This window comes from Argonema antarcticum A004/B2 (assembly GCF_023333585.1).
Classification (GTDB): Bacteria; Cyanobacteriota; Cyanobacteriia; order Cyanobacteriales; family Aerosakkonemataceae; genus Argonema; species Argonema antarcticum.
Genome location: NZ_JAIQZN010000031.1, coordinates 20801 through 43196, shown reverse-complemented (window position 1 = coordinate 43196; position 22396 = coordinate 20801). Strand labels below are relative to the sequence as shown.

Below are 22396 nucleotides of genomic sequence, written 5' to 3'. Positions count from 1 at the left end.
TGGTTTTATGGTTAATTTGGCAGCGGCTCCGAATTTTATTGATATTGCAAAATTAAGCCATCACCAAATTCCTGTTTGGGGTAGTAATGTTGGTTATCACGGTGCGGGGGTAGCTTTGCAAATGTTTGGAGAAAGTTACAAAAAGGAGTTAGATAAATTATTTCAGCGTCGTGGTTTTGGATTGCAGCCGGGAGAGAAATTTAAGGGATTACGTGCCGTTTACGGTCAGGGAAGAGGGTATCATCAGGGAAAGGAAGGCGATAGCTATGCTATTGAAACTAAGTCTGATTGGAAGCGACAGCGTTCAACATCTTTAGCTGAAATAGGCAAAGAAATTGATGAATTAATTGAGTTTGCTAAAGCAAATTCTCAGCTAGAGTTTGTCTGCACTCCCTTCGGTACAGGATGGGCAGGTTACAGTCATACTGACATCGCTAACTTGTGGAAAGGAAAAGATATCCCCGATAATATTCGCCTTCCTTCCCAGTGGCTGGAGGAATTAACAAAGGAGAGTAAGATACCGAACTTTGAGTCTCGCACTAGAGCAGACCTGGAGAGTTTGATAACAAGTCGTCAGGGAAATCAAGTGGTAGATAAAGTGACGGGAAAACAGTACGGTTTTGTCGGACGTGATTCGATAAGACAAGCTGAAAAAATTTATGTGGGTCGGGAATTTTCTCGATTGGGATTGCAAGGGAGTCCTTTGGGTAATTATGAATATCGAGTTAAAAATCACAGTCTAGAAGAACATAACCGAGCAGTAACAGCCTACAAATCCTGGTTTGATAAGGAATTAATCAAAGGGAGGAAAGGTAAGAAATCGGTGGCTTATCAAGAAGTAGATAGAATAGCAGACAAGTTATTACAAGGAAAGCCTATTGTTCTTACTTGTTTTTGCCCAAAAAATTTACCATGTCATGCTCGCGATGTACTTGAAGAAGCAATCATTGATAGAGCATTAGAAAAGCAGGAAAATTTTTTAATTAGTAGGAGCCTGGCTGAAAATAATTTATCGGATGTGTCATCTGATGAAGAGGTGGAAAGACAATCGAATAATCGGAAGCGACTGTTTTCCCCAGTAAATATTTATAGTAAATCGCCCGATTGGTTGGCAGCGTCTTTGACTAACCCAACAACAGTAGCAGAGTATTGGGCTACTAAAGGACAGAGCGGTATTAAAGATAAATTTCCCATATTTTTTGGGAATAAGTTTTGGAAAGATGCAGAAGAAGCTTATCAAAATTTTAAGCAAAATTGTCCGATCGGGCCGGAACGAGATAAGTTAATGGCTTCTATTGTTGAAACCAAATTAAATCAATACCCAGAATTGATTAAAGAAATTGACAAGCGGGGTGGTAGCGCTTGGTTAGAGACTTGCGAACATAGAGTTAACGGTGGTTTCTGGGAAGGTAAGGGAAAAGATAGTCCGTTTATTTCTGCTTTGATTAAGGCTTACGAACGGTCGTCTTTACGGCTGTATCAAAAGGAAGCAGATTCGACGATGACAGTTGCTTTTTCAGGCAGTCGGGCTAAGTATTTTAAGGAGCATCTTGATTGGGAAAAACAAGCGAAAAATAGTTTGAAGGATATGGTAAAAACTGCTTTTGATACTGCTCATTCCCTGAATTACGATCGCCTGACGTTCGTAATGGGTATGGCGACGGGAATCGACCAATGGGGTGCGATTGAGGCGATAAAGCTACGCAAACAGCAGCGCCAGGGATTGTTGCCTGGAATTCCTAAAATAGAAGTATTGGCTTCTTTGCCTTGTGTAGGTCAGGAAAAAGTGTGGAATCAGAGGGAAAAAGACCGTTATTTTAAGCTTTTAAGTCTGGCTGATGACGTGCATTTGGTCAGCCGGGAGTATTACAAAAGTCCGGCTCAATTGTTCGAGCGCAATGATGATATGCTCAATCGGCTTAGTGGTAGAGATGATATGTTGTTGGTGGTGCAAGTAGCTGGTTCGCGGGGGACTCAGGATGCGATCGATAAAGCATTAGCGCAAGGAAAAGAGATCCTTTTGTATCAACCAGATAAAAAGGGAACTCAGAGTTACACATATTTCTGCGATCGAGCCAAGTCTTCTACACCGCCGTCGTCAGAACTGGCGGCAAAATTGATGGCTATCGAGAGGAAACAAACAATAGTAGAACAGGCACAATTTAGCAATTCGCCTCGTTCTCAAGAGGTGGAATTATGAACTCAATAAAAGCTTTTTATCCGGTTATTCTTATCCCCGATTCAATTCGTCAGTTCTGCGCGGATAACCCGATAGCAGTTTTGTCAGAAAACGCTACTCCTAAAATAGAACAGCCTTTCCCGCCGCGACTGCCAGTTTTCAATAATTCTCGTTATTATTTAGTGATTCAGTTTTGGATAGCCAGTGTTGTGGTATTAATGTTGGTTAACTGGCGGTTTGGTATAAGCGTTATAGCTTTTTGGTCATCGCTGATATGTGCTTTAATTAGTGCAGTAGCGGCTTTTTCTTATCTGCGAGTTGTTGATTTTCAAGTGCGCGATCGCTACAATCAACGACTGGCTGAGTATGAACGACAGTTAGCTGAATACGAAAGTTATCAATTGCGTCGCTTGCAGTCAAAAGGTAAGGAAAGCGAGCAATATATTTCTCTGTTGCGGAAACGCTCTAAGCTGTTTAAGAGGTTATTGAAAGAGATTGTTCAACCGCCTGTAAGTCAGGGTAAGAGAGAAGTACAACAAGGGGTAAGTGAAAAGCAGTTCTTTGTTTACTTATGTCGTTATTTTTATGGGTTTTATGACTTCTGCATGGGTGGCGAGTTTCCTATCCCCGGTACATCTTTTGGTTACACTGCTGACTTTATTCTGGTTCATCAAGCGACAGGTTTAGCTATAGATATCGAGATTGATGAACCCTATGATGGGAAAACGGGAAAGCCTCATCATTGTGTGGATAGGAGCAAAGACAATCAGCGCAATCGGTTTTTCTTAGAGAGAAATTGGGTAGTGATTCGGTTTTCTGAGTTGCAAGTTGTTAAATATCCTGATGCTTGTTGTAAGGCGATCGCTAGAGTTATTTTCCAAATTACGGGGGATTATAGAAGCTTAGTTCAATTACAAAATGTTAAAAACTTACTGCCTCACAAACAATGGAAAGTTAAGGAAGCTATTTATATGGCTAAGACTAAATTCCGTAACTCTTACTTATAGATAATTCTTGTGGGCTAAGACATCTGCCCTGATTCAATTAAGCATTCTCCTAAAACTAAAAAAACCATTTTGTAACTTGCTTAAACTTATTTAGGTGGTAGCTTAGCGATAGCAGCGATTTTAGCTATTACTTGCCTACTCGACGAAAAGGTGTTGAGCCAATTAAGTTATCAACTGTACTTCTATCAAGATCAACTATTCCATCTCGCCACTCAGATCGAGTTGATACTCCATTGCTTCCCCAACGCCACTTTTGCTTTTCATTCATTTGGCTTAAGTCACTTGCCAATGTTGCTGTCCAGCCCAATTCGCCAATAGAGAAACCTACTTCTTGAGATCCCTGCCCTTGCTGTGTCAGTACTCCTTCATATCGATTGGCTGCTGAGTTCCAAGTTACTCGCATTTGATACCGATTGTTTGATATCTGAGCTTCCCAGGTTCCCACAAATATACGTTTCCAATATGCCTCCCTTACTTTAGCTGTCCAACCTTGACAGTTATTTACTACTCCTCCATAAATACCATCATTGGATCTGCGGATCTCACAACGGTCAGGGAGAATTGCTGTAGCACCAGCTAAAACACTTTTAATGGTGTCAGAATCGTAACGTTTGTTATCAATAGGAACAAAGTTATCTACTCTACCACCATTTCCTTCTTGACCAGTTCTAATCGCGTTAGCTGAATAACTAAAGCGATCGCCTGGTAAAGTAACTGTAATTACATTACCTTTGGATTCCACAAGCGGTCTATTGCCGGGGCCAAACCCAACGTTATCCACAATCATCCTGTTATTACAAAAGAAAATATGTTCATGTGTAAGATCAGTATTGGTGAAATCTCTCACAAATCGGTTTCGAGCTATGGCAGGAAGCCCAGGAATTGTTTCCAAGACATTATCTATAACATCAGCGTTTATAAAGAGAGGATGTTTTGCAAAAACAACGTATTCGCCACTTTGGCGGCAGATGCGCTGTTCGGTAACGGACTGTGCAAAGGTTACGGTAGCGAAATATACAGTTTCTACAACCAACCCTGTAATAAAGCTAAGTTTTCCAAGATTGTATAAAGCTTTCATACAGCTGTTTAACTCTATAATTTAGAGTATTCTCCCATTAAAGCTGTTTTTAACATTTTTTATAATTTCTTAAATCCCATACGGTGATTTAACACGGCACAGCGGTGGCGGGAGTGCCGTGTCTGTATCAATCTTTGCACTTCTTACCCAATACTGATTGATCGCAGCACCCCTCTTATAAAAAAACTGGCTAGAACCTATTAATTGAGAGGGTTATTCCAACTCGTCAACCCCCGCCTTTTAAGTTCTGCAACCATCAAAGGATGTCCCTCTAAATTCGGGTTACTTTTGACGATCGCTACTGCCACCTTACGAGCTAAATTCAGCAAATCCTCATCATCCAGTATATTCGCTAGAGCAAATTCGGAAATACCCGACTGGCGATACCCCATCACAACACCTGGCCCACGCAGTCGCAAATCCATCTCAGAAATAAAGAACCCATCGGTGGATTTTTCCAACACCTCAAGACGTGCCTTAGCATCTGCTGTTTTACTGGTATTGAGCAGCAGACAATAGGAACGATGCGAACCCCGACCGACGCGACCTCTTAATTGGTGCAGTTGAGCCAAGCCAAAGCGATCGGCATGGTCGATTAAAATGACTGTAGCGTTTGGAACATCCACACCCACTTCAACCACAGTGGTGGAAACGAGTATTTGGGTTTTGTTGTCGCGGAATGAGTTGAGCGCTTCATCTTTCTCGGCAGATGTCATCCGACCGTGCAGCAATCCTACCTTAAATTCGGGGAAGATTTCCGTTGATAGTCGATCGTACTCTGCTACCGCTGCTCTCAAATCTAGCTTTTCCGATTCTTCGACCAGGGGAAGAATAATGTACGCCTGACGACCTTGAATTACTTGATGATGAATAAAATCATAAGCTGGAGCGCTTTTGTCGATCGCTTTGGTGTGAATCTTCTGTCGCCCTGGGGGTAACTCGTCAATCTGACTGACATCCAAATCCCCGTGCAAAGTCAGCGCTAAGGTACGCGGAATGGGAGTTGCGGTCATCGTGAGTACGTGAGGTCTGTTTCCCTTGTTGAGTAAATCTTGCCGCTGCTGCACCCCAAATCTGTGTTGTTCGTCAATCACCACCAAACCGAGTCGATCGAAGTTGACTTTTTCTTGCAGCAGCGCATGAGTTCCGACTAACAGAGATAGTTCGCCTGTCTCCAGTTGCGCGTGGATTTCTCTGCGTTTGGCAGTTTTGGTAGAACCTGTTAGCAATTGAACAGAAACGCCAAGGGGTTCAAACCACGTCGTAATCTTCCTATAATGTTGTTCAGCTAGCACTTCTGTGGGAGCCATGAGTGCTGTTTGGTAGCCAGATTGGATGGTGGCGAGGATAGCAACGACTGCAACAACAGTTTTACCAGAACCGACATCCCCCTGTACCAGACGGTTCATCGGCGTTTTGGAAGTCATGTCGTTGAGAATATCGTTGATGACCCGATGTTGAGCGGAGGTAAGCGAGAAGGGGAGTTGAAAGTAAAACTGTTCCAGCAGCGAGCCAACAGGAGTTATTTTTGCAATAGCCGATCGCGCTAAAATTCGCTTGCGACGCACAAGAAACGATAGCTGGAGATAGAAGAACTCATCAAATACCAGACGGCGGCGGGCAGCTTCTAGTTGGGGTTCGCCTGGGGGCTGGTGGATAAAAGCGATCGCTTCCTGTAATTCCATCAAACCATGTTTCTGTCTGAGATCCTGCGGTAGGGGGTCGATCAGTAACTCAAGAACTTCCAAAGCAGAGGATACTGCATCTTGAACGAGTTCGTTGCTGACTCCTTTTGTTAATGGATAAATCGGGATAATTGAGTTTTTCGTGTCTCTTGCTTCATCCAGGTTAATTAATCGAATTTCAGGTGAAGTTATGATTCTTCCGTAATAGCGATCGGCCTTGATTGCGCCCGATACAGCAACAATGCTCCCATTAAGGTACATTGCGATTTGGTCGTTTCTCCAGTGTTGAGATTGATAATAAGGATGATTGAAGAAACGCTTACAGGCAATGCTACCTGTTTTATCCTTAACGATAAGTGTTTGGATCGTGAGCCGAGGATTTTTAGGCGGACTGATTATTTCGTGCTTTTTGATTTTGCCCACTATAGTAACAGAATCCCCAATTTGCAACCCAGATATTTTGACTCGTTTATACTTGATATAGTCGCGGGGGAAGTAAAGCAGCAGGTCGAGAATTGTAATAATGCCAAGTTTTCCGAGCAGTCGGCAATTGTTTCTGCTTAACCCCGATAAGTAATGAATGGGTAAATGCAGCTTCATGGGATTTAATAATTTGTATGAAAAGCGCTCGTTGGGCTGCGCTAGCAGCGAGAAAATAAAAAATAATCTTTGCTCTTATTCAAAAATTAATCAACAATTAGAAAACTGAAAATCACTTTCATTAATTGCAATATCAGAATTTATTTGTTAATCCAAGCTCAAACCAGAACTGTGATCGCGTAGCCTCTCTTCTGGCACATCGTCTGTTTCATCAATTTCATCCGATTGGTTTTCAGCTTCTTGAACCTGAGCTACGAGTATTTCATTCCATCCACCAATGCCGGGATTTATTCGCTTGGCTTGAGGTAGTATTTCGATAATTTCTTTGGACAATTTTTCGCCAAATTCATCTCCTTTCAAACCGACTGCTATAGCGGAGATGTCTTTAAGAAACTCTGTTGGCAAGGAAGATATGGCATCGATGCTTAAGTACAAAGTCGGTATGCGATCGAATTCGGGGTCAAGAGCGATCGCAGACAGCGTTTCCACCGGGTCGCTAGCAATGACGGCTCTTTCAATATCGTTTTGAGTCGCTATCCAGAAAATGCCCTTCTCGCTATGGTCATGTTTTCCAGTGGACGTTCCCGCGTTAGTCCCAATGGAAAATTTTCCATTGGGCCTTAAAGTGCAGCTTCCCGTTTCCTCTCCGGTAAGCGTGCGGAGGGTAAACACAGTAAGGTTTTGGTCATTTGCGCCTATCCATCCTTTGTTGTGTAGCAGGTCGATCAAATCGGGGGGCAAGCAGGTATTTTCCACCAAACTTTCTCGCACGGACTGCCAGTGAGTGGCTAAGTCTGGCGAGTTTGTCTCTTGATTTAATGGGTTATCCTGAGATACATCTTCTGATTCAACAGTTGGAGATACTTTGGAGATTGTGTAAGTGTCTGGGTTAAAATTGCAGTTCTCAGATAAAGTATTGTTCTCGATATTATTAATGCCAGTATCGCCAGCAGTGTCACTATCTGTGTTTCCGTCCCCATCAGGTTTACTATTTTCTGTTTGAGAAATCGGTAATTGTGCAGTAACTTCTGAATTTATGTCAGTCTCAGAATAATAAGTGACTCCTCGATATTTTTGAAGCCCTTGGAAGGTGTAAGCTTTGCCTAAATGAGTGCCGCTAAAAGCTATATCGTTTAATTTGTAGCTAATTCCCAATTCGCCTGTGGGTGTTGGTTCTATTTTAACATTAATGCCTTGTTCGCTGAGGCGGTCAATTAAAAGAGCGATCGCGGGACTATCTACTGTCGCTAAATCAATTGCTGTTTGCAGTTGTTCTCGCGTGCTAATTTCCCCTGTTCTTGCTAATCTTCGGCGTTCGCCAGTTGTGGGAGAGCGGCGTTCTTTATCAAAACTTCGATCGGCTGGTGTCAAGTCGTACTTTTCTTCTAATTGTTCAATTAACTTTTCGCTGCGTAGATAGTTCCAGCTATCGGATACGCAAGTTCCTTTTTCATCTAATTTGATGCGGCTGGCTGCAATGTGAATGTGGTCGTGGTCGCGGTCTGTATGGCGGATAATGGCAAATAGGTTTTTATCGAATCCCATTCCTTCTAGGTAGTCTAGTGCGATCGCCCGCCATTTGGCATCGGGTATATATTCACCAGGGGGAACGCTCAAGACGGCATGATAAACTGGTTTTTCCACTCTAGGGTTCAGTTGCTTGGAGAATCGAAATTCAGCTGCTAATTCCTGGGGTGTCTCTCCTACCATGTTTCCTCCAATCAGTGAAGCGCCTTCTTTGGAAAAAAGGTAATTGAGCAGTCCCGTGAAGCTTTTACCTATGATTTGTTTGCCAATCATTTTTATAAAACTAAGCTTTATTAACTAGCTTCCCATTCTTCTAAATCTTCGTCTTCTTCATATAAATTAATGGAAAAGTTTATATTCATTTGTTGCCATTGAACTTGTTTTAGTAAGAAGAGGGCTTTTTCAAGAAGTTCTTTGAGTTCTGCTGGCTCGGTTATTCCTTCTCTCGTCCATAGCGCTTGTTCGGTAGCTGTCGCAATTGGTTTGAGTCGTAAATTGAGTTCTGCTAGTTTTTGGCACAAAGTTGCACTACCGAGTCCAAATTGTTGACTTCTTAAGGTTTTGTAGCGAAACAAGTCGCTGACGGTGGTTTCCAAATCTTTAGCCATTTTTTCTGCTAGTTTAAATTCTTCTGGTGTTAAGCGTATTCCTACTTTTTCGATTCGTTTTTGCCGGGGCATAATTTACTTCGGCTTTAAATTATGGTTCGTTATGTTGAGCCTATTAGCTTTAGAGAGAACATAGCCTCTAACTTAAGGTTTTCATTTTACGATCGCCCCGTAAGCCAAGTGACTGATTTCTCAGGCGACGGAAGCAGCATGATATGTCAAGTTTTTTTGCAAAAAAACTTGACATATTAGCAAGAAGTTAGAAAATAGAATTAAGACTAAGCCTGGGTTTCGAGCGATGAAGAGGAGTCGAGTTAATACGGCTGAGTTAATTCGCAGACAAATTGAGGAAGGCGGAGAAGCCTACTGGCGACAGTCGGATTTCTCCCATCTGTCGCCGACGGCGGTGAGCAAAGCGCTCTCCCGGCTGGCGGCAGATGGAGTTTTGGAGCGAGTTAGCAAAGGACTCTACTACCGCCCTTGTCAGACTCGATTTGGTCGCAGTCGTCCCTCTCAAAGCGATATCCAGAAGCTGCTGACAAAGCAAAATTTACATCCGGCTGGAGTGAGTGCGGCTAATTTATTGGGGTTTACGACTCAAAACGCCATCCAAGGTGAATTTGCTACATCAGCAAACAGTGTTTCTCGCACGATCGCCGGATCTCGCACCCGACTGCACACTCGCAGACCCCAAACGTGGAACGACTTGGAAGCAACGGATGCGGCAATGCTTGATTTCTTAAGGTCTAGGGGCAATTTGAGCGAGTTGTCACCAGCAGAGACTAAGCGACGGTTGTTGGAGTATTTTCGAGAAGGCGATCGCTTTGAACGGTTGGTTGCAGTTGCTTCTTCGGAACCGCCGCGTGTGCGAGCTATGCTAGGAGCGATCGGACAAGAACTCAGGAAAAGTCCACAAGAACTAGAAAAACTCCGAAATAGCTTAAATCCACTCTCTCGATTTGATTTCGGTAAGTTAAGTAACCTTCGCTACGCTAAGGAGTGGCAAGCTGAGTGAAACTATTTGAACACCTTGATTTCCGCGATGCTGTGATTGCAGCGAGAGAACACTTTGCTCCCCTTAGACTTACTGAACAATTCATCGAGAAAGATTATTATGTCACTGAGGCACTGCGAATTGTCGCAACACAGTGGCCGAATCAAGTAATTTTTAAAGGTGGAACAAGTCTTTCAAAAGGTTGGAAGTTAATCGAACGGTTCTCAGAAGATATCGACCTGTTTTTGAATCGACAAACGTTTATTCCTCCGTTGGGTGCTAATAGAGTAGACCGAGAATTGGAAGCGATAGAAAGTGCTGTGGGAAATCACCCAGGTTTGAGAGTGGAACAAACTTTGGGAAGAAGAAAGAGGGGAGTATATCGCAATAGCTATTTTATCTACGATCGGCAATTTGTAGGAATTGAGGCGATCGCTAATCGGGTATTTTTAGAGATGGGAACTCGTAGCGGTACGTATCCCACCCAAACTGTGATGCTTTGCTCTTACATAGCTGAATTTTTGCATGAAATTGACGAAAGTCTTGATACTGAGGATGAATCCAGTTTTCCCATGCTATTGCTAGATTTTCGCCGCACTTTTGTTGAAAAATTGTTTACTATTCACTCGAAAGTAGTGAAAAGTCAGGAAGATGGGCAACCAATTGGGGCATACGCCAGACATTATTACGACTTATTTTGTTTAGCCAAACAGTCCGAAGTGCAGGAACTACTGCAAAGTGAGGAATACAGCCAGCTTAAAGAGGATAGCGATCGCATCAGTAGAGAATATTTTCCAGATTATGATGCACCGGAAGCGATGAAATTCTCGAATAGTTTGGCTCTCTTTCCAACAGGAGAACTACGCCAAACTCTGAAGAGAGAATACGAACAGCAATGCAGTAGCCTTTGCTACGGAAATTATCCTGCGTGGGAAGAGGTAGAAGCCTGTTTTGAAGAATTACGCGATCGGCTTTGAGTCCAATGGAAAATTTTCCATTAGCAGAGCAGTATGACATTGTGGCGATCGCCCTACCTCATTAGTTCTATTTTACGGGTTGTGGGATTCGGACAATCGGTTGAGGGGGGAGAGGTTTAAGAAGGGCTAAGAAGTAATAAGTGCGTTCGGATTCTCCAACGGTCGCGGTTTTCCAGACTTCTTTTGAGGTTGGAACTGGCATTGGCGAGGGCATTTCTGCACGGACAGCTTTCCTTACACCTCAGTAAAAAACTTGTGAGATGAGTAAAACTATTACAAACAAAGAGCCTGATGTTACGGTGGTATTTGATTATGGAGGGTCGATTACCAAGATTATCTTTACGGGACTGGACAGGCAAGTGCGGCTTTTGTGCATGGAACCGGAAGTTGCATCCGTACCGCGAGAGTCGATTTTGGCTTATACCAGAGACCAGTTGGGGTCAGCAGATCCGCAGAATACTGCTTGGGTTGCTTTTAGGAACGACTATCGGGCGGTTGGGTATCTGGCGAGACAGAGGTTTCACGCTAATGCGGGGTTATCGGAACTCAAGTACGAGAGGGCGCTGCACAAAACTTTGGCTGCTTTGTGGGTGATTAAAGAAAAGTTGAAGTTGCCTGCCAATTTTACAGCTGCGATCGCAACCCTACTACCACCGGGGGAATATGAAGACCGAAATCGGTTCGAGCGAATGCTCCGAGAGGCTTTGGCGGATTATCAGACGCCGACGGGTCGCGTAAGTGTGGAGTTGTTGGTATTTAACTGCAAGCCGGAGGGCGGTGGCATTTATTTGATGCACAATAAGAAACTTGGCTCGACGATGAAAGAGCGGGTATGTGCGATCGCAATGATCGGCTACCGCAATGCGAGTCTGCTGGTGGTGCAGCGGGGGGATGTTAGACCCGGAAAAATGAGCGATTTGGGCTTTATCCGCATGGTGGAGAAGGTAGTCACTAAGACTTCGGGACAAACTGCCGAGCGACTGACACCAGAAATTGTAGCAGCGGGGGCTGAGATTAAGGCTGCACCTTTGATGCGATTGGCCCGCAGCAGTACCAGGGAGGGACGGGCTGAGGAAGTACAGCAAATAATCGGAGCGATTAAGGAGGCGCGTCCTGAATACGTGCGGAGTCTCACCAGTTGGTTAGATGAAAATTTGCCGTCGGATTGCGATGAGTTGGTGTTTTGTGGGGGAACGGCTGATTACCTGAAAAAGGAATTAAACGAATATTACGATCGCCTGCCGATTATTTGGAATGCGGATATTTCTATTCCACAAGTTTTGGATAAAAATGGTTTTGGGTATCGGCTGAGTGATGTTTATGGGATGTTTTTCTACTTTAGGAGTGCTTTGAAAAAGCAGTTCAATTCTAATCCTTCTAAACCAGCTGATTCCTCGTCAGAAGATTCAAATTTGCAGGAGGTTGGTACTCGTGGATAAGCAAGGAAAGGTTGATTTTCTTTGGCGGTATCAACCATCAAAAAATACAGCGCATGGGCTGTTAATGTCTTACATTAAGCATAATCTTTTTCTACCTGCTAGAGAAATGATGCTTCAGCCATTGCGGGCTTACTGGCTGGCATTAGCTTATCAGGAAAAAGGGGATATCGATCCGGTTCTGTTGGAGAGAATGTTTAGGAAAGCGGTGTACGCATTGGAGAAGCACGCTTTGTATTTGTGCGACCAAGCGGGGATTGATTATCCGGTGAATTTTTGCGGGGAAGCGCCTATTCGTAGAACGTTTTCTTTACCGCAAGAGAATGCTACTGGTGAAAATGATGTGGATGCCGAATCGGATTCTAGGAATTCTCAAAATGATGGATTTGCTACAGATAAATTGTTTGAATTAGTCGGTGGTGAAGAGTTTGATGATTCGGGTTTTTCGAGATGAGCGCTTATAACACTACAGGCAAGTTATTGCCTGCGGAAATGAAGTTTATGGTGTAGCGACATGGCAAGTAGGAATAGGCGAACGAAATATCAAGTTGAAATAGTGGATTCTGTTACCGAAGAAGCTGAAAATTCAGGAGATTCATCAATGGCAGCAATTATAGAAAGTCCAAATCGTTTGAGCGAAAATGGGTTAGAAAGTGTTGATAAATACCCAACTAAGATTCATTTAATTGATGGCGAAAAGGGAGGTGTAGGGAAGAGTTTATTTGCTAGGGTTTTGATTCAGTATTTTCTGGATAAAAAATATCCTTTTTTGGCTGTAGATGCGGATAGGTCTAACCCAGATGTGTCTCGGATTTATGAAAGTGTCTGTCGGTCGGCGCTTTTTAGTGAGGATGAGAAGAAGTTTTTCGAGGCTGACAAAATTTTTGAGTGGGCGTTTGAGAATAGCGTGATTGTGAATTTACCCGCTCAGGTTTATCCATTGGTAACGAATTGGATTGAAAAGAATAATTTGATTGACTTGGGTAAACAATCGCAAATCAGTTTTTGTAAGTGGTTTGTTTGTACGGGCGGTTACGATAGCGTGCAGTTATTTTTGAAATCGGTGCAGCATTTTGAGAAGAGGATTGCTCACGTTTTAGTTCGTAATTGCGGTTTGGAGGATGATTGGAGTTCTGTGGAAGAGATGGAGGAAGTGCAGAATGCGGTTAAAAAATATGAGGTGAAGGTGATTGATTTTCCCAAGTTTTATTCGAGGGAAAGGAATGCCATAGATGCCAGAGGAATTACGTTTGAATTAGCTAGAAATAGTCAAGAATTTGGCGTGTTGGGAAGGCAACGAATTAAGTCGTTTATTCTGTCAGCTTACGAGGCGTTTGAAACTACGGGGATGTTACCGTGAGCTATGGTGCTGTTGATACTAAATCTTTACTAGATATTGCCCTGGAGGGTCAATCGGAGGAATATCGGCGAAAGGTGTTGGAGTTGGCTTTTAAGGGGAAAATTGAGCCAACTGACCCGATATTCCTGATTTTATTGGCTACGGGGCGATTGGAAGTGCTGATTCGAGAAAGTCCGAAACCGGAGGATTTTGAGTTGGCGTTTACTCGCTGGGTGGCGCGGATTAATAAGACGCTGGCGAATTACGAACGGGTGGCGGTTGAGAAGCAAGAGGGGCAGATTGCTGCGGCTGTTAATTCTCTGGTGCGTCAGACGGAATTGACGAAGGTGGCGACATCTGCGCGTTCTTTGGTGGTGGCGGCGGGTGTGCTATTGACGACGTTGGGTGTCGGTGCTTTGATGGGATGGATGGGTGTGCTTCTGTCGCAAGGAGGGTTTGCGCCGGGGGAAGCAGTTCATCTGACTCAGGAGCAGGCGGAGGCTTTGCGGTGGGCGACTAGCGCTGAGGGGAAATTTGCTCGGAATTTGATGAAGTGGAATTCGGATAGTTTGACTAATTTAGAGTGTAAAAAGGATGTCTTGCGTTTGGGGGTGACTTTGGAGGTGGCGGGGCGTGCAGCTACGTCGGGATTTTGTACGATTTGGGTAGAATCTCCGGAAAAGCGTAAGTTTAAGATGTAAATCCTGTGTCAATAGAGTAAAACCGAGATAGTGATTTTTAAAGTTCTGGAGTTTAGAGATGTCGAGCAATCGCCTGCGCGAAGTTGAGGAAAATTTAGCCCGTTATCGGAAACTGGTGTCAGGCAAAGAACGAGCTTTGACAGCGAGCCCCCCAGATGACTGGGAACGAATTAAGTTGCAAATTGCTGACTTGAAAAAAGAAATGCAACCATTTGAGAGGGAATATTGGCAGATTTTGGCAAATGAGTCAGCGACAGCCAGCGTCGCAGAGCCAGCACCAGAAGTAGTAGTTGCCGAGATTGTAGAACAGGTGGGGCAACTGCAAACCAACCAGCAATATTCTGATGAGGTGCTGGAATGGCTACAAAAAATTTATGCCGAAGTTAGCAAGCCGGGAGTACCTGCGGCGGCTAAGTTGAAGGGGGCACTGTCGCTGTTGCCACCTTTTGTTAGTTTATCCTACGAAGCAGAGTTAGATACAGAAAGCTTTTTGCAGAAACATTTCCCAACATTTAGAAAGTGGTCTAAAGCATTAGCAAAAAAGTCGTACCCCTCGATATCCAAACAGGTCGAGGGGAGTTAACAAAGTTAAATACTCCACAGAATCTTCCCTATATTGGTGTAGCTAAGTTTGTTGGACGAGATGTTCAACTTGAAATTTTGCATAAACAGTTAAAGTTAAAGCGAAGGGATCGTGTAGTGATTTCTGCTGTTTCTGGAATGGGTGGAATTGGGAAAACAGAACTAGCTATTCAATATGCTTCCCGATATTTGAATGATTATCCAGGAGGTGTTTGTTGGCTAAAAGCTAGGGAGACTAATTTAAGCTCTCAAATTCTAGATTATGCTCTATTTAACTTAAATTTAGAAGTCCCTCAAGAACTAGGAGGAGAACCTCTTAGCATATTGCGAAAAGCTCAGTGGTGTTTGCAGCATTGGCAACCATTTGGTGAAGCGCTACTAATTCTAGACGACATAACAAATATAAGTAATTTCAGAGAGATATTACAAGGACTACCTAAGCGCTTTCGTGTTTTATTAACAACTCGTCAGCAAAATTTAGATGTAAGTTTTTATGAGCTAACCTTAGATGTTTTATCAGTAAAATCTTCAGTAGAGCTATTGGTAGCCATCGTTGGGTATGACAGAGTGGTAAAAGAATCTAAGGCTGCTGAAGAGATTTGTAAACTACTAGGCTATTTGCCTCTAGGTATTGAATTAATAGGTCGCTATCTAGCTGAAGATCTTGATTTGTCTTTTTCTGAGATGCTGAAGCGGCTTGATGTGCAGCGATTAAGAGATGAGTCACTAGATCTTGATGATCAACAAGCGCAAGAGAAGTACATTATGACTGCTCATCGAGGTGTTAGAGTAGCTTTTGACCTGACTTGGGATGAGCTAAAAAGCTTTACAATGAACGTTGCTCTAATTATAGGGATTTTAGGTCTAGATATAGTTCCTTGGGTATTGATAGACTTCTCTGCTAAATCATTAAATTGGTCTGAAAACGATGTTATCAAAGCTAAGAAGCAACTTTATAAATGTTCTTTGGTTCAGCGTATTGATGAGAAAACTTGCAAGGTTCATCCACTAATTAGAGATTTCCTGCAATTGAAGCTGGTAAATTTTAATCAAGCTGGTGAACTCAAGCGGCTCGGAGCTAAAAGCCTAAATGATCTAGCTAATCTATATTATACACAAAAAAATTATTCAGAAGCAGAAAAACTCTGCATTCAAGCTCTTAGAATTAGGCGAGAATTGTTTGGGACAGATAATTTTGATACAGCAGCCAGCTTTAATACCTTAGCTGGTATTTATTATGAGCAAGGGCGATATGAAGAAGCAGAGCCATTAGCAGAACAAGCTTTGGAAGTTCACCAGCGTTTGCTAGAGGAAACTCATTCTGATCTAGTACTTAGTCTAAATAACTTAGGAGTTATTTATTGTGCTAGACGACGGCATTCAGATGCAGAACTATTGCTTCAAAAAGCTCTTTCAATTAGACAGAGTGCGATTTTATTAGATTGTCTTAGCTTAGCGAACAGTTATAATAATTTGGCGATTTTGGGACAGGATAATTTCTCAGGTTGGCGTGATAAGCTTGATTTAATAGAATACTTTTATGAACAAAGTTTGAATCTTAGATTTAGCGTTTTTGGACAAGAAAACACACTTGTAGCATCTACATTATCTGATCTAGCTAGTTTTTATCTTGAACAAAGCCGCTATGAAGATGCTGAAAAGTATTACCTAAAGGCTCTTCAGATTAGAATAAGCACACTTGGGAATGATCATTCTGATACAGCAGCTAGCTTCGAGGATTTAGCTGTCTTTTATGATGAGCAAGGACTGTTGGAAAAAGGGATCGATTTTCATATTCAAGCCTTTGACATATATAAAAAAAATCTAGGGCTAAATCACACTACAACTGCTTCTGTGCGCATGAATCTTGAAAAGTTTTTGTTAGCAGTACGCTCCCAAGTAATACAAGGGGGAATTTGTCTAGCAGAAGATGATATAACTTTTTTAGACGAATTATGGTTGAAAATATTGGATAGAGGTTCATTTACTGACTATCTGGAAAACAATCTTAAATTTGAAAATTCTGAGTGTGTCCAGCAGGTAATAGAATCTAGAAACGGCGAATGGTGCAACTTAAGCTTCGCTAACTTTAGGAATCAAGATTTGAGTGGCGTAAGCTTACGCAATGCGATCCTATTCTGCGCAAATTTTAGTGGTGCAAGATTAGTAGATGCTAATCTAAATGATGCAGATCTGATTGGTGCTAATCTTGATAATGTCTATATCAAGGATACTGACTTGAGTAGATCTAATCTAAGTTTCGCGTCTATCAAAGAAAGCTCGATAGACCACACTGACTTAAGAGATTCTGAGCTAATTTCTACTGTTATAGACAATTGTTCACTCAATTTTGTCAATTTACTCGGTTCTCGAATGAGAGGTCATCTCTCGAATTCTAAGCTAAATCATTGCAACTTTAATTTCTCGAAACTGGGTACTATCGGTCCTAAGAGGAGAAAAGGAGTTTATGAATTTATAGCGATATAAGTTGGTATAGTTACAGATTGAAATAGACTACATTGAAATACACACAGATTAAATTCAGTATTTGTAAATACACCATCGCATAGCGCTATACTAATTTTTAAGTTAGCTTTAGGTGAAGTACCGCTGAGAAATCAATATATCTGATTGTTGTAGCTACAGCTTCAACTCCAACAACATAACAAAAAGCTATTACTTGGTCAAGCTATCATATCCTGCAAATAGCCTCTAAGGTACGCCCCAATTAAGGGATTAAGCAGCCTAATAGTAGAAATCAGATGAGACTAACCCCGCAGGCTAACTTCACCGTTAGATTACGAGATCATTCGATGAGCGTTCAGGTAAAACCTTAAGAATCTTCTCTGCTAAAGCATTACCCAATTCCCTCGGTTCCAGCTTATGCAACCCACCTCCATATACGCGCCCCTCACCCATCAGTGTCTCATCAGAAATGCGATCGAGCGCCAGCCAAACCTCTTTGAGCAATTCTGGCTTCTCTAAAAGCACTTTGGCAAGAGCAGGTTTAGGATACAATATCAAATAAACATTAGTAGCCGTCGCCCTTGAATGATTGAGGATAAATCGAAAAGGTCTACCTCTACCACTATCCTGACGACCCATATAGGTGCAGAGGAACGGAGAAGGAGGACGCTTTTCCTGAGCATACCAGGGAGAGCGATGCTTGCTCCAGATAGCGATCGCTATGCAAAATTAAATAAATAAGTTAGGCGAAACTTTGAAATATTCGCCAAGAGCTTTAGCTTGTGCCTTGCTAATCGAACGTTTGCCATTAACAACTTCAGATACTACCCCACTCGAACCAATTATTCCAACTAAATCTGCTTGCCTAGTGCCGCTCGTTTCCATGACATATTGCAGCATTTCAGATGGAGTAGATTTCTCGAATGGATAGTTTTTAGTTTCGTATACTTCAATCAGCGTTACTAATAAATCGAGTAAAGCTAGCTCCTCCGGTGTACGATTTTTGGCAAAAATTAACGGTTCTACAACTTTCAACAAACGTTCGTATTCTGCTTCTGTCTCAATTGCCTGTGGAGCAACTTCAGCTAGCAAGGCTTGATAAGCACTTCGATCAAAAGTAAGGGTCATTTTTCCATCCATCTTTGTCGTATTCGCTATGGGTTAAAAAATATTTGTAATAAACCTTCTGCGTTTGATAATCAATCCCAACAATCAGACGGTAATCGTTGCCTTTAATGTTAAATACCGTAAAGTTTCCTACTGCCTCAGCATCTCGATAAACCTTACGCACATCTTCTAAATTTTGCCATTCTGCATTTTTTACAATCTCATACCATTTGTCAATCTGCGTCCTGACATCAGGATACTTAGCTGCATCATTACGGAGATTGCGAATTGAAATTAGGTGCATTTTGATTGAGATAGGTAAGAAAACTTTTTCGCACAATCATAAATCCATCAAGATTATTTAAATTCTTGGCTATATTGTCACTCTCTCATTTTGAGAGTAAAATGTCAAGGGGGTTAAACATTCAAGGCCCCAGGGCTGTTTCATTCTAAAAAAACAGAGTGGCAATTACCAGAGGAGACGGTAAAAACCACGCAAGAAAAGCGATCGCGCACACCCTCTCTTTCAGTTTGCTGAATGGTTTGAGCCAATGGCCATTATGCCCCAGATAAAGAGAAGACAAGACTATATGATACCTAAGAAAGCTGCAACTACCTGAGAGGAGGTTTATGCGATCGCAAAATTTTTATTGCACTTGTCCAATCATTTCTTGACTTTGTTGGCTATGAGAACGCTGATTTGAGGAAAGTAATTCTTCTTTAGTAACTGGCGTTCTTCTGAGGGTATCCAAAGGAACAAGAAACTCACCTTTTTGAATTTGGATATCCAGCGCATCAATTACAAATCTTACATCCAGAAAACTAGCATCTTCATAGTCGTTATCTTCATAACGTTTAATTTGTTCTTCTGTCAAACCAGCTAAATCTGCCAATTCTTTTTGACTTAGCTTGGCTGCCATTCTAGCTCTAATCAAGAGTTGGGGTAAATCATCAATATCATCAAGAGTTAGCACTATTGGCGTGTGGCTATCATGGGATGTTAGCCTGTCATATTCAGCAATTTCTGCTTGCAATTTCTCTAAATGACATTGTAATGTCTCTCGGTTCATTTTCCATCGCTCATGGTCATTTTTTTTACTATCTTCATCCTTTTCTATTGCGGCTATAGATTTTTCAAACTTCTCTAACCATTCTTGACTAACTTGGTACTCTAATTCATTTTTAATCATCATTCTCACCTCATTAAATCTATGGCGATAATACCTTTAACATTTCCCCTTATGTCACTCTGAAAAAATTCAAAAGAATTGCTTCCATAATTACCTACAGGTTGCTGTGATGGGAAGATTTCTCCCCTATATTTAGCTTTCTGTCCAGCACGGTCATAATGGTTCAGTAATCGAGGAGCGTTAATTCTGAGATAATCAATATCCACGGTATCATTATCATAACAGGCATCAAAATCGCCTGGGGATGGTTCACTGGTAACAAAGCTACCATCAATATAAATGGTTCTACAGCCTGCTGCTTTTAGTTGCTCCATCGCCATTCGCAGTCCGCGCATTAAACGCAACCTCAGATCGTTGGTGCCGAATCGTTCTACAAACTCTTCCCATTCGCAAAAATGAACTCCAGGTGGTAGATTGCCGTTTTCATCAAATTCTGGAATCACTACCTCACACCTTAACACAGCTTAATGTCCGGCTCTTGAGCGTACCATATTCTGACCTTTGTTTGGAAAATTGCGATCGCTATGCGTGCGCGTTAGCGCCTCGGCGCATTCGCATAGCGTGGGTTATTACCGCAACTCTAGTTAACCAAACCAGCACGAAGGGCGCGGACAGCAGCGGAAGTGCGATCGTCACAAGATAACTTGGTTAAAATATTACGAACGTGAGTTTTCACAGTACCCAAGGAAATATGTAGTTCCCCACCAATTTCTTCGTTACTGTACCCTTCCACAATTAACTGGATTACATCTCTCTCTCGTTGAGTCAAAGGATTAACCGTAAGTAACTCTTTGTCTTCCGGGTTTAAAGCATGAATTGGGATAGTTGGAACACCAGCGGGAATGGCAGCTTCTTGAAAAGGATTATCCATTCTTGTTAAGACAATTCTGGCAATAGATGAATCGATCCAATTTGCGCCTGAGTGAGTTTCCACAATTGCATCTACCAGCTTCTCAAACATGACATTTTTCATGCAGTAAGAATCTGCTCCCGCTGCAAAAGCTGCCAGCACAGAATCTTCATTATCCTGCATCGTTAAAATCAGAACTTTTGGCTGTTTATCAAGGCTTGAAGTTTTAGCTTTGATAAACTCTTTAAATTTCTTTGTTAACTCAATTCCATCCACTAATCCTGTTAGCCCTATATCGATGAGCGCTATTCTCAAATTACTTATGATATTATTTAAAGTAATCATTGGAGTAAAGAAATGGCACGCATACTGGATCAGCAAACAAACTATACCGAACGAAACAACGGTGCTTGGTTTTGTGGCATTACGGCTATTGTAGAATATATCAATGATAGGGGTAAGTTGGCTTCACAAAATATTATGGGTTTTGGTGAAGGCCAGTCAAAATCTGAAGCATTAGTAATGGCTAAACACGACCTTCAGGAAAAAGCATCGAGATTTCCTTAAATTGTAGCAGTTAACAAGCGATATGTTGCGATAAAGTTCTTGCCATTTTCCGACTAAATTGGTTATCACTCGGCGGAGTTCGATGCAATCTCCCCTAATTCTGATTGGAGTTGTGTCTTCATAGATTAGAGACAAGTTTTTTTCAACAGCCAGATGTTCCAGTTCTTTAACAACCTCTCGAATCATCTTGTTAAGATTGAAAGGTGCGATCGCTAATCTTTTGCATCCAGCTTCAAATCGATGTACCTCCAACAAAGTATTGACTAATGCGAGTAAATTTTGATTGCTATCGCTGACTGTCGTTATGGCTTCTACCGCCTGGGGTGACAGTTCGCCAAATTTCCCCCGGTGGAGTAGAGACAACATTCGATCGGCTGCAACCAATGGCGTTCGTAAATCATGGGTAAGGCGGGAGACAAAATCCTCTTTTGCCTTTGTCATTTCCTGCATCGCATCAATGCTATGCTTCAACCTGAGAAGACTGCGAACGCGAGCCAATAATTCTTGTACTTCAATTGGTTTGTAGACAAAATCATCAGCACCCAAATCCAGTCCATCGGCTATATTCGTTGATTCGTCAGCGGTAACGAGCAGAATTGGAATAAAAGGCAATTGAGGATTAGAGCGAATTCTGAAAGTCACTTCATAACCGTCCACATTAGGCATCATCACATCCAGAAGGATTAAGTCGGGTGGCGATGTTTCGATGCTTGCGATCGCATCAAGTCCGTTAGAACTCGTACTGACGTGGTAGCCTTCTTCCGAAAGGATGGTTTGGATCATAAATAAGTTATCGGCTACATCATCAACTGCCAAAATTTTGCTGGGCTTATTTTTCATTTGTCAGATTTCCTTTCTCGCACCCAACCGACACTTAATAGTGAGTCTGTATCGTCTGTTCGGTGGATTAACTTAGAAATTTGCTGATAATCTTGAAGCTGTTGAGCTTCTTCCAACTTTCGTTGTTTTTTAATACGCTGCAAGTAGTCTTTAAGCCGAGCATAGCACCATCCGACTTCTACTCCTAAGTCGTAAGTTTGCTGTGTTTTTGTAGATGTAATTGCTTTGATTAAAATTTGTGTTAATGACTTTGGGGGTTGGTTGGACAAGGTTCTTCGGTTGTATTTGCCTTCCATGAAGCCTTTCCAAAACTCATAACTGTTGGATGAGTTGTGAATGTTGAGCCGATAATCGCGCAGCTTCAACTTTAGCCATTCTAGGTCTTGTTTTCTTTCGGTTGCCAGCGAATCGTCCGGCTGATAATTATGCCAAGCTTGCACGAAAGAGCTTATAGCTTGCTTGAAGTCTGCTAGATAGTCAGTTGGAGTTATTGAGTAGGCTGTTCTAGGAAGGAGGTTATGGTTTGAGGGAATGTTAGGTTGCGACATAGTAATGAACCTTTGCAAGATTTGGTCTGAATTGCCGTTTCTTTTTTTCGTCTCTTAAAACCTAAATTATCAACTGCTCAGATTCCGTGAGGTCTACCGAAAAGATGATTTATTA

At 42.2% G+C, this 22396-nt stretch carries 23 protein-coding genes; 11 read left to right on the top strand and 12 right to left on the bottom strand.

Annotation, left to right across the window (positions count from 1 at the left end; genetic code table 11):
• Window positions 1-7: 7 nt before the first annotated feature.
• Together LAY57_RS15185 and LAY57_RS15180 are read left to right on the top strand one after the other, a co-directional pair.
• Complete coding sequence (locus tag LAY57_RS15185) at window positions 8-2200, top strand: A1S_2505 family phage non-structural protein (RefSeq protein ID WP_249067623.1); 2193 nt, start codon at window positions 8-10, stop codon at window positions 2198-2200.
• On the top strand, window positions 2197-3186 hold the full coding sequence (locus LAY57_RS15180; protein WP_249067622.1) for a putative endonuclease domain-containing protein: 990 nt from the start codon (window positions 2197-2199) through the stop codon (window positions 3184-3186). The genes LAY57_RS15185 and LAY57_RS15180 overlap by 4 nt, the downstream gene beginning before the upstream one ends.
• 127 nt (window positions 3187-3313) lie before the next feature.
• Here LAY57_RS15180 and LAY57_RS15175 read toward each other — a convergent pair whose 3' ends face one another.
• From LAY57_RS15175 to LAY57_RS15160, 4 genes are all read right to left on the bottom strand, one after another.
• Entirely contained in the window at window positions 3314-4264 is a 951-nt protein-coding gene (locus LAY57_RS15175; protein ID WP_249067621.1) for a hypothetical protein, read from the bottom strand.
• A gap of 200 nt (window positions 4265-4464) precedes the next feature.
• Complete coding sequence (gene recG / locus LAY57_RS15170) at window positions 4465-6549, bottom strand: ATP-dependent DNA helicase RecG (protein WP_249067620.1); 2085 nt, start codon at window positions 6547-6549, stop codon at window positions 4465-4467.
• Between the two features lie 147 nt (window positions 6550-6696).
• Complete coding sequence (locus LAY57_RS15165) at window positions 6697-8349, bottom strand: relaxase/mobilization nuclease domain-containing protein (protein ID WP_249067619.1); 1653 nt, start codon at window positions 8347-8349, stop codon at window positions 6697-6699.
• 20 nt (window positions 8350-8369) lie between these two features.
• Entirely contained in the window at window positions 8370-8756 is a 387-nt protein-coding gene (locus tag LAY57_RS15160; protein WP_249067618.1) for a hypothetical protein, read from the bottom strand.
• A gap of 226 nt (window positions 8757-8982) precedes the next feature.
• On the opposite strand from LAY57_RS15160, the gene LAY57_RS15155 reads away from it, so the two are divergent.
• The 8 genes from LAY57_RS15155 to LAY57_RS15120 all read left to right on the top strand — a co-directional run bounded on the left by LAY57_RS15155 (window position 8983) and on the right by LAY57_RS15120 (window position 17200).
• Window positions 8983-9699 (top strand): DUF6088 family protein, encoded by a 717-nt coding sequence (locus tag LAY57_RS15155; RefSeq protein WP_249067617.1) that lies wholly within the window; start codon window positions 8983-8985, stop codon window positions 9697-9699.
• Complete coding sequence (locus LAY57_RS15150) at window positions 9696-10655, top strand: nucleotidyl transferase AbiEii/AbiGii toxin family protein (protein WP_249067616.1); 960 nt, start codon at window positions 9696-9698, stop codon at window positions 10653-10655. Before LAY57_RS15155 ends, LAY57_RS15150 begins: the two co-directional genes overlap by 4 nt.
• A gap of 260 nt (window positions 10656-10915) precedes the next feature.
• Window positions 10916-12094 (top strand): ParM/StbA family protein, encoded by a 1179-nt coding sequence (locus LAY57_RS15145; RefSeq protein WP_249067615.1) that lies wholly within the window; start codon window positions 10916-10918, stop codon window positions 12092-12094.
• Window positions 12095-12158: 64 nt separating this feature from the next.
• Window positions 12159-12545, top strand: a complete 387-nt coding sequence (locus LAY57_RS15140) for a hypothetical protein (protein ID WP_249067614.1) — start codon at window positions 12159-12161, stop codon at window positions 12543-12545.
• 60 nt (window positions 12546-12605) lie between these two features.
• Window positions 12606-13451: a P-loop NTPase family protein gene (locus LAY57_RS15135; protein WP_249067613.1), complete on the top strand. Its 846-nt coding sequence runs from the start codon at window positions 12606-12608 to the stop codon at window positions 13449-13451.
• On the top strand, window positions 13448-14131 hold the full coding sequence (locus tag LAY57_RS15130) for a DUF6753 family protein (protein WP_249067612.1): 684 nt from the start codon (window positions 13448-13450) through the stop codon (window positions 14129-14131). Before LAY57_RS15135 ends, LAY57_RS15130 begins: the two co-directional genes overlap by 4 nt.
• A 58-nt stretch (window positions 14132-14189) precedes the next feature.
• Window positions 14190-14714: a hypothetical protein gene (locus tag LAY57_RS15125; protein WP_249067611.1), complete on the top strand. Its 525-nt coding sequence runs from the start codon at window positions 14190-14192 to the stop codon at window positions 14712-14714.
• A 77-nt stretch (window positions 14715-14791) separates the two neighbouring features.
• Window positions 14792-17200, top strand: coding sequence for a tetratricopeptide repeat protein (locus tag LAY57_RS15120; RefSeq protein ID WP_275994011.1), 2409 nt, complete (start codon window positions 14792-14794; stop codon window positions 17198-17200).
• Window positions 17201-17506: 306 nt separating this feature from the next.
• Here the strand turns inward: LAY57_RS15120 and LAY57_RS15115 are convergent, their stop codons facing one another.
• The 6 genes from LAY57_RS15115 to LAY57_RS15090 form a co-directional block, all read right to left on the bottom strand.
• On the bottom strand, window positions 17507-17818 hold the full coding sequence (locus LAY57_RS15115) for a hypothetical protein (protein ID WP_249067609.1): 312 nt from the start codon (window positions 17816-17818) through the stop codon (window positions 17507-17509).
• Window positions 17819-17908: 90 nt separating this feature from the next.
• Window positions 17909-18307 carry a helix-turn-helix domain-containing protein gene (locus LAY57_RS15110; RefSeq protein ID WP_249067608.1) on the bottom strand — a complete coding sequence of 133 codons (399 nt, stop codon included), beginning with the start codon at window positions 18305-18307 and terminating at the stop codon, window positions 17909-17911.
• Complete coding sequence (locus LAY57_RS15105) at window positions 18291-18590, bottom strand: type II toxin-antitoxin system HigB family toxin (protein ID WP_249067607.1); 300 nt, start codon at window positions 18588-18590, stop codon at window positions 18291-18293. Before LAY57_RS15105 ends, LAY57_RS15110 begins: the two co-directional genes overlap by 17 nt.
• Before the next feature lie 343 nt (window positions 18591-18933).
• Window positions 18934-19479 (bottom strand): helix-turn-helix domain-containing protein, encoded by a 546-nt coding sequence (locus LAY57_RS15100; RefSeq protein ID WP_249067606.1) that lies wholly within the window; start codon window positions 19477-19479, stop codon window positions 18934-18936.
• Window positions 19480-19481: 2 nt separating this feature from the next.
• Window positions 19482-19919: a DUF6932 family protein gene (locus LAY57_RS15095; RefSeq protein ID WP_249067605.1), complete on the bottom strand. Its 438-nt coding sequence runs from the start codon at window positions 19917-19919 to the stop codon at window positions 19482-19484.
• 137 nt (window positions 19920-20056) lie between these two features.
• Window positions 20057-20671 carry a response regulator transcription factor gene (locus LAY57_RS15090; protein WP_249067604.1) on the bottom strand — a complete coding sequence of 205 codons (615 nt, stop codon included), beginning with the start codon at window positions 20669-20671 and terminating at the stop codon, window positions 20057-20059.
• 12 nt (window positions 20672-20683) lie between these two features.
• On the opposite strand from LAY57_RS15090, the gene LAY57_RS15085 reads away from it, so the two are divergent.
• Window positions 20684-20893, top strand: a complete 210-nt coding sequence (locus LAY57_RS15085; RefSeq protein ID WP_249067603.1) for a hypothetical protein — start codon at window positions 20684-20686, stop codon at window positions 20891-20893.
• Here the strand turns inward: LAY57_RS15085 and LAY57_RS15080 are convergent.
• Window positions 20843-21733, bottom strand: coding sequence for an ATP-binding response regulator (locus LAY57_RS15080; RefSeq protein WP_249067602.1), 891 nt, complete (start codon window positions 21731-21733; stop codon window positions 20843-20845). The genes LAY57_RS15085 and LAY57_RS15080 overlap by 51 nt on opposite strands.
• Window positions 21730-22281 (bottom strand): hypothetical protein, encoded by a 552-nt coding sequence (locus LAY57_RS15075; RefSeq protein ID WP_249067601.1) that lies wholly within the window; start codon window positions 22279-22281, stop codon window positions 21730-21732. The genes LAY57_RS15080 and LAY57_RS15075 overlap by 4 nt, the downstream gene beginning before the upstream one ends.
• Between the last annotated feature and the right edge of the window lie 115 nt (window positions 22282-22396).

Bases quoted from the DNA above. Each gene is read 5' to 3' on its own strand.
- LAY57_RS15175 (WP_249067621.1), bottom strand. From the start codon at position 4,264: ATGAAAGCTTTATACAATCTTGGAAAACTTAGCTTTATTACAGGGTTG.
- LAY57_RS15105 (WP_249067607.1), bottom strand. From the start codon at position 18,590: ATGCACCTAATTTCAATTCGCAATCTCCGTAATGATGCAGCTAAGTAT.
- LAY57_RS15090 (WP_249067604.1), bottom strand. From the start codon at position 20,671: ATGATTACTTTAAATAATATCATAAGTAATTTGAGAATAGCGCTCATC.
- LAY57_RS15180 (WP_249067622.1), top strand. From the start codon at position 2,197: ATGAACTCAATAAAAGCTTTTTATCCGGTTATTCTTATCCCCGATTCA.
- LAY57_RS15165 (WP_249067619.1), bottom strand. From the start codon at position 8,349: ATGATTGGCAAACAAATCATAGGTAAAAGCTTCACGGGACTGCTCAAT.
- LAY57_RS15145 (WP_249067615.1), top strand. From the start codon at position 10,916: ATGAGTAAAACTATTACAAACAAAGAGCCTGATGTTACGGTGGTATTT.
- LAY57_RS15140 (WP_249067614.1), top strand. From the start codon at position 12,159: ATGTCTTACATTAAGCATAATCTTTTTCTACCTGCTAGAGAAATGATG.
- LAY57_RS15080 (WP_249067602.1), bottom strand. From the start codon at position 21,733: ATGAAAAATAAGCCCAGCAAAATTTTGGCAGTTGATGATGTAGCCGAT.
- LAY57_RS15075 (WP_249067601.1), bottom strand. From the start codon at position 22,281: ATGTCGCAACCTAACATTCCCTCAAACCATAACCTCCTTCCTAGAACA.
- LAY57_RS15135 (WP_249067613.1), top strand. From the start codon at position 12,606: ATGGCAAGTAGGAATAGGCGAACGAAATATCAAGTTGAAATAGTGGAT.
- LAY57_RS15100 (WP_249067606.1), bottom strand. From the start codon at position 19,479: ATGATGATTAAAAATGAATTAGAGTACCAAGTTAGTCAAGAATGGTTA.
- recG (WP_249067620.1), bottom strand. From the start codon at position 6,549: ATGAAGCTGCATTTACCCATTCATTACTTATCGGGGTTAAGCAGAAAC.
- LAY57_RS15115 (WP_249067609.1), bottom strand. From the start codon at position 17,818: ATGGGTCGTCAGGATAGTGGTAGAGGTAGACCTTTTCGATTTATCCTC.
- LAY57_RS15160 (WP_249067618.1), bottom strand. From the start codon at position 8,756: ATGCCCCGGCAAAAACGAATCGAAAAAGTAGGAATACGCTTAACACCA.
- LAY57_RS15085 (WP_249067603.1), top strand. From the start codon at position 20,684: ATGGCACGCATACTGGATCAGCAAACAAACTATACCGAACGAAACAAC.
- LAY57_RS15110 (WP_249067608.1), bottom strand. From the start codon at position 18,307: ATGACCCTTACTTTTGATCGAAGTGCTTATCAAGCCTTGCTAGCTGAA.
- LAY57_RS15125 (WP_249067611.1), top strand. From the start codon at position 14,190: ATGTCGAGCAATCGCCTGCGCGAAGTTGAGGAAAATTTAGCCCGTTAT.
- LAY57_RS15185 (WP_249067623.1), top strand. From the start codon at position 8: ATGGTTAATTTGGCAGCGGCTCCGAATTTTATTGATATTGCAAAATTA.
- LAY57_RS15155 (WP_249067617.1), top strand. From the start codon at position 8,983: ATGAAGAGGAGTCGAGTTAATACGGCTGAGTTAATTCGCAGACAAATT.